The following is a 6,841-nucleotide window of genomic DNA, read 5'->3' as shown; positions in this document are numbered from 1 at the left end:
GCTATGAGGATCGCGGCGTTTCTCACAAGGAGGCCGAGCGCCGCGCCTGGGCGACGGTCAATAAGGAATCCGGCGGCGGAAACAAATCGGGTTCCGGACGCGGCAAGCCTGAAAATCATGACAGTTCGCGCAAGGGCGGACGCAAAGGCGGTTCCAGCCAGAGCGCTTCTGATCGGTCCGCTGCCGCGAAAAAAGGTTGGGAAACGCGGCGACGTAAAGGCAACGCCTGATTTCCTGCCTCCACAGGCAAGCATGACCAGGCACCCACAGTCCTAATCTGCAAACAGGAGAAGATCATGGCCCTCAAGGCGCTGGCGGTAAACTGTACGCTCAAAGCCGATACGACGGATGAGAGCTCAACCGATGCAATGATAGCTGTCCTTGAAAAGGCCTTTGCAGATGTGCAGGTCGAGGTGACCGAAACAGTCCGTGTCGCGGCATTCGACATCAAGCCGGGCGTTACCTCTGACGAGGGGGAAGGTGACGAATGGCCCGCCCTGCGATCGAAGATACTGGCCCATGACATTTTAATTTTCGGTGGTCCGATCTGGATGGGCCAGATTAGCAGCGTCGCCAAGCGCGTGCTGGAACGAATGGATGCTTTCTTGTCCGAAACTGACGAGCAGGGACGCATGCCAAGCTATGGAAAGGTCGCTGTGGCTGCGATCGTCGGCAACGAAGACGGCGCCCATTTTTCATCCGCTCAGCTATTTCAGGCCCTGAACGACGTCGGATGGACGATCCCGGCTGTGGCCGCATGCTATTGGGTGGGGGAAGCAATGGGATCGACGGACTTTAAGGATCTGGACGAAACGCCAAAGATGGTCACCAAGACCGCGAAGATGGTGGCGGGCAATGCCGCGCATCTTGCGGGCCTCCTGAAAGCCAGTCCTTATCCAGGATGATGCGCGGCGCTTTAACACTCGATTGAGACGGTGGAACCAGGCACGACGCCATTTGCCGATTATGGCTCGGCCTGACCCCGCCATCTGTCGAGAGCGGATCGGTAAGCCTTGTCTTCCCGATCTCGCCGCTCTTCCAATTTAGCCAGAGCCAAATCCCGCTTTGACCGGAGGGTCTCCCGCTCTTGTCGCAGGTCAGCTATCCGACGGTCGATTTCCGACAAAGCGTCCGCGAACTGTCGCCTTTGCTTTTCCAAAGCATGCGTAGCATTGTCGAGCCTGCTCCGACTGGGCTTTGGTTTGGGCTTCGCTCGCGCCAAGCTGGGTTCCCCAGCGTTCCCGCGCTGTCCTTTTCGCCCCGACTTGGCGCGACGCGGCCGAGCGGCGCCCGCAGCCGCGAGGTGCTGCGCTGGCGTGCCGCGAGGCGCCCGGATGACCTTGCCTGGCTGTGCAAGCGCCGCCTTGGTGAGTTGCGGATCCGTGACTATCTCAGCCATGCCGCTGGCGAACAGGTTCGACCTCGCTCCCCATGCCTCCAGCGCAGCCTTCTGGCTTTTAGCAGCGACATAGGCATCCTCAAATCCGGCCGAGGTTCGAAAGACTTTGAAAGGACGCTGGGCCATCCCCCCACAACGCAGGTCGAGGGCTGCCGGTCCCACGCTCAAAAGGCATTATCACAATCACAGTCTGACGCATGAGGACCGGGATCGACCTGCAAATAGCCCATGCCCCTCCGATCATCGGCAAGATCGCATGACAACGCAGTTGATCGATGGCGGAACATCCTGAAGCGCAAGCCGTCTCCTTGGTACCCCTCACAAGGAGAAGCCATGATGTCGATGACCGTTGCCGAACTTTTGGTGCAGACCCTCGACCAGATTGGCGCCCATCAGGTCTTCGGCATCGTAGGGGACGCGCTTAATCCCTTTACTGACGCTATCCGGCGCCAGGAGGTCGTCCGGTGGATTGGTGTCAGGCATGAGGAAGGTGCCGCCCTGGCGGCTACCGGCCAGGCGAAGTTGACTGGCAGGCTCGGGGTATGTTGCGGCACGACTGGTCCCGGCGCCAATCATCTGGTGTCCGGGCTATATGAAGCGCGCAAGGATCACGCGCCGGTGCTCGCCATTTCCGGCGGCGTCGCATCTGCCAAGCGTGGTACGGATTATTTGCAGGAGGATGATCCTGTAGCGCTGTTTGGCGACGTCGCGGTTTATAGCGAGATCATTGCGTCTCCCCAGCAGGCAGCCTCCGTGATCCACCAGGCTATAGCGCAGGCCTATGGCAATCGGGGCGTCGCGCATATCTCGATTCCGCCGGACATTTTTTCTGCGAAGGTCACCGCATCCGTGCCGAGCATCGCCACGCTGAGACCGCGGCCCGAAGTAGCGCCGGCAGCCGAGGATATCGCAGGAATAGCTGCGCAAATCGGCGAGGCGACCAAGGTTGCCGTCCTATGCGGCCATGGCTGCCATGGCGCCGCAGCCGAACTCAGCGCCTTGTCGGACAGGCTCCACGCTCCCCTTGTCCACACCTATCGCGGCAAGGACATTCTCCCCTATGATGACCCACGCTGGATCGGTGGTGTCGGTCTCATCGGAGGTCGTCCCGGAGTCGACGCTCTTGCCGATGCGGACATTCTGCTCATGCTTGGGACCGACTATCCCTATTCGGAATTTCTCCCCGAGGACGTAAAAACCATCCAGATCGACGAGCGCGCCTTTGCCCTTGGACGGCGGACCCCGGTCACGCTGGGCGTTGTGGGTTCGGTCCGGCCCGCTTTGCGCCTGTTGCTAGACCGCCTGCCGCAACGCTCCGACACGCATTTCCTGGATAAGGTCAACGCCGACCGCGCAGCCTGGAACAGTATGCTCGATGAAAAGGCTGCTCTCGACCGGTCACATGACAAGCTTCATCCGCAGGTCGTCGCCCGGGCGATCAGCGACCGGGCAAGCGACAATGCCATCTGGGTGACAGATACTGGAGAAGTGACCTTGTGGGCGTCGAACTGGTTACGCCAGTCGGGTCGTCAGCAAATTATCGGCTCATTCAACAATGCGGCGGTCGGCACAGGCCTTGGCATTGCCAATGGCGCGCAGGCACTGGACCCGCAACGCCAGGTGATATTGCATGTGGGCGATGGCGGTTTCACCATGCTGCTCGGCGAATTCATGACCGCGGTAAAGCATGCGCTTCCAGTCAAGATCGTCGTCTATGACAATAGCGGCTGGGGCCTTGTCCATCTGGAAATGGAGGGGGCTGGCGTGCCCCCAGCGCCTGGCTCCGTTTTCCCAAACATGGATTTCGCCGCCTTTGCGCAGGCGTGTGGCGTCCAAGGATTTCGCGTTGAAAAGCCTGCCGAGCTTCCGGCTGCGGTCGACCGCTGGCTGGCAGCAGAGGGGCCGGCCATCCTTCATGCCCTCGTCGATCCTGATGAGATACCCGCGATGCCCCACATTGAGCCGGGCCAGGCGGCGCGCTTTGGCATTTCCAAGCTCAAGCAGGCCATCAATAGCCTTTCACCATTTAGGCGCTCACCGCCGTAATAGCCGCCATGACGAAAACGCCTCCGTAGGTTTGTTGGCACAACTGGAGGCATCATGAGGTGAGGCTATTTCCCTCATTGCGATCAATGTGACATTTGTTGACACAGTCCTGTGCCGTTGTCATCTCCGGCACCATGGCCAATCGTCTTTCCCGGAATGTCTCCCTTACCGCCGAGCTTGATCGCTTCATCGAAGCTCGGCTTGAAGCTGGCGAATATGGCAATGCCAGTGAAGTAGTCCGCACTGCGCTCAAGCTCCTGCGAGAACGGGAAGACGTTGCATCCACCGACCCATTCTGGTGGCTGAAGGGCCGCGGAGAATCGATCGACCTCATGCGCCGGGTGGACTGGGCGTCAACGCAGCTTGGCACTCCCTCGCGCTGGTCGGCGCAGTTGCGCGCTACGGTCAACAATGTGCTGAACTCGCCGGTGCCAAAGGTCCTCATGTGGGGACCCGAGCATGTCATGATCTACAATGACGGCTATGTCGCCATTGCAGGCGATTATCACCCTAAGGCGATGGGTGGGACCGTACCAGGAATCTGGCCGGAAATCTGGGAATTCAATCGGCAGATTCTGGCGTCCGGCTTTGGTGGCGAGGTCGTTTCTCATCTTGATCAGCCCATGGTGCTCAATCGCTACGGCACGCCTGAAGAAGTGATTTTCGATCTCTTCTACACGCCGATCTATGATGAGGACGGCAAGGTCGGTGGGGTGATGTGCACCGTCATCGAGAATACCGAAAAGGTCGAAGCGCAGCGCGCCCTGGCCAAGAGCGAGGCCGAACTGCGCACCATCACGGATTCTCTGCCGGTCCTGATTTCCTATGTCGATGCGGACCATGTCTATCGCTTCGCCAACAGCTTCTACGAGGATTGGGTGGGCAAGCCGCCTTCGGAAGTGATTGGTCGCCATGTCAGGGACGTCGTTGGCGAAAAGACCTATGTGGCCCGCCTGCCGCTGATCGAGCGGGCAATGGCGGGCGAATGGGTGGTGGCCGATACCACCATGCCGCATCGTTCGGGCGAGGACCGCGCGGCCGAAGTACGCTATATCCCCCGGATCGAGGCAGACGGCTCTGTTGCAGGCTTCCATGTGCTGGTGTTCGATATAGAGGATCGCGTCCGGCGCGAAGCGGCCCTTGAACGACAGGTCCAGCATCGTGAACGGGCGGAGGAGCAGCTGCGCTATCTCAACGAGACGCTCGAAACCCGTGTGGTCGAAGAGATGGCAGAGCGGCGCCAGGCCGAGGCGATCCTGGCGCAATCGCAGAAGATGGAAACGATCGGCCAACTGACCGGCGGCGTCGCCCACGATTTCAACAATCTTCTCCAGGTCGTCTCGGGCAATCTTCAGCTGCTGGCGCGCGACATTGCCGGCAACGAAAAAGCCGAGACCCGGGTTGCCAACGCCATGGCTGGAGTAACCCGCGGCGCCAAGCTCGCTGCCCAATTGCTCGCTTTTGGCCGGCGACAGGCACTTGAACCCAAGGTCGTCAACGTGACGCGCTTCGTGCGCGATATGGATGACATGCTCCGCCGTGCGATCGGCGAGGGCATTGAAGTCGAAACGATCGTGGGCGGCGGGCTCTGGAACACATTCGTCGATCCTGCGCAGGTCGAAAATGCCTTGCTCAACCTTGCCATCAACGCCCGCGATGCGATGGAAGGCCAGGGCAAGCTCACGATAGAATTGGGCAATGCCAGCCTCGATGATGAATATGCCCGCAGCCATAGCGAGGTCGCGCCCGGCCAATATGTGATGCTGGCTGTCACCGATACCGGCAGCGGCATACCGCCGGAAATCATCGAAAAAGTGTTCGATCCATTCTTCTCAACCAAAAGCGAGGGCAAGGGCTCGGGTCTTGGCCTTTCCATGGTCTATGGCTTCGTCAAACAGTCGGGCGGACATGTCAAAATCTACTCGGAGGTCGGCGAAGGCACGACCATAAAGCTCTATTTCCCTCGTTCCGTCGAAAATGAGGATCTCGAGGTCGAACTGGACAGCGGTCCGATCCGCGGCGGCAGCGAGACGGTTCTGGTCGTCGAGGACGACGACGCCGTCCGGGCCACGGTCGTCGAGATGCTGAATGATCTTGGCTATGGCGTCCTCAAAGCAGTCGATGCTTCGAGCGCGCTCAGCGTGATCGAGAGCGGCATCCAGATCGACTTGCTGTTCACCGACGTCGTCATGCCGGGCCGGCTCAAGAGCGCGGAACTCGCCCGCATGGCGCGCGAACGGCAGCCGGACATCGCCGTGCTGTTCACCTCGGGCTATACGGAAAATTCCATCGTCCATGGCGGCCGCCTGGACGCTGGCGTTGAACTTCTCTCCAAGCCCTATTCGCGCGACGCGCTCGCACGAAAGTTCCGCCATGTGCTGGCCAATCAGCGCCAGCGCAACCTTGCCCGGACGATATCCGCCCGCCCGGCGTCGGACGCCAAGCCAGAGCGCCGCAATGCGCTTGCGCTGATCGTGGAAGATGATGCGATCATCCTGGCAAGCACCGCAGAGATGGTAAAGGATCTCGGTCTCACCGTCATCGAGGCGCTGAGCGCCGAGGATGCCGTTTCAGCGCTCCAGACGACCCATGTCGATGTGCTGATCACCGATGCGAACCTGCCGGGAATGACAGGCCCTAATCTTGCGGCGAAAGCTCGCGAAATGTTGCCCCATATCGGCATCATCTTCGCGACAGGTGACACGCAGCTCGACTATGATCGGTCCGCGCCAAAAACGGTGCTGCTCGCCAAGCCCTATGATGGCAAGGCGCTTTCGCAGGCTATCGCGGAGGTGGGTATCGACCCAATTTCAGTCGAGATCCGAGCCGCGAAAAACAATTCGAGCGACTGAACTAGCAAAGGGCGCTGATCTCGATCAAGACGAAAGCCTTCGTTCATCCGCAGGACAAATGCTATGTCTGCCACGAGTCCCTCATAAAGCGGGTAACGCCTATGGCCCCCATCCAAGTTGCACCTTTATTCTCCCTGGCCGCCCCAGACGATGTGGAGGAAGAGACCTCGGATGTGGCGCTGCTTCATCGCATCAGCGTCGAGCTTATCGGGGAGCAGGATCTGGGTGAACTATATAGCAAGATCGTGGCAGCAGCAGTCACGATTACACAGTCGCAATTTGGAACGATGCAGCGGCTGTGCCCCCCGGGAGATCCTTCTGGCCATGGCGGCGAGCTGCAGCTCCTGGCCCATTGCAACCTTCCCCCGGAAGCCCTGGAATTTTGGCGATGGGTAAGCCCTGCGGCGCATAGTAGTTGCACCATGGCCCTTCGCTTCGTGGCTTGCAGGGTCTCGATCGTGTCAGTCATTTCTGCGAAACGCCTGAGAATGGATTTTCTCACCGCCGGCGAGATGATCGCGATTGAAGCGTCCCGGGTTTTCCG

General features: G+C 59.9%; 4 protein-coding genes and 1 pseudogene. All 5 read left to right on the top strand.

From position 1 onward, the window contains the following. A partial coding sequence (locus tag B2V90_RS10810) for a plasmid stabilization protein (protein WP_293921243.1) occupies window positions 1-230 on the top strand: 230 nt, incomplete at its 5' end. A gap of 66 nt (window positions 231-296) precedes the next feature. Beyond that, the gene (locus tag B2V90_RS10805) at window positions 297-905 is read left to right on the top strand and encodes a flavodoxin family protein (RefSeq protein ID WP_159367429.1); all 609 of its coding nucleotides are present in this window, start codon (window positions 297-299) and stop codon (window positions 903-905) included. Between the two features lie 827 nt (window positions 906-1,732). Continuing rightward, window positions 1,733-3,445, top strand: coding sequence for a thiamine pyrophosphate-dependent enzyme (locus B2V90_RS10800; RefSeq protein WP_228222845.1), 1,713 nt, complete (start codon window positions 1,733-1,735; stop codon window positions 3,443-3,445). 134 nt (window positions 3,446-3,579) lie between these two features. Beyond that, complete coding sequence (locus tag B2V90_RS10795; protein ID WP_159367430.1) at window positions 3,580-6,297, top strand: type II toxin-antitoxin system ParD family antitoxin; 2,718 nt, start codon at window positions 3,580-3,582, stop codon at window positions 6,295-6,297. A gap of 101 nt (window positions 6,298-6,398) precedes the next feature. Next, window positions 6,399-6,841, top strand: a pseudogene (locus B2V90_RS10790) (hypothetical protein); the annotation flags it as partial.

The organism is Sphingobium sp. UBA5915 (assembly GCF_002431195.1).
GTDB lineage: Bacteria > Pseudomonadota > Alphaproteobacteria > Sphingomonadales > Sphingomonadaceae > Sphingobium > Sphingobium soli.
This window is presented reverse-complemented; position numbering and strand designations above follow the sequence as displayed.

Bases quoted from the DNA above. Each gene is read 5' to 3' on its own strand.
- B2V90_RS10795 (WP_159367430.1), top strand. From the start codon at position 3,580: ATGGCCAATCGTCTTTCCCGGAATGTCTCCCTTACCGCCGAGCTTGAT.
- B2V90_RS10805 (WP_159367429.1), top strand. From the start codon at position 297: ATGGCCCTCAAGGCGCTGGCGGTAAACTGTACGCTCAAAGCCGATACG.
- B2V90_RS10800 (WP_228222845.1), top strand. From the start codon at position 1,733: ATGATGTCGATGACCGTTGCCGAACTTTTGGTGCAGACCCTCGACCAG.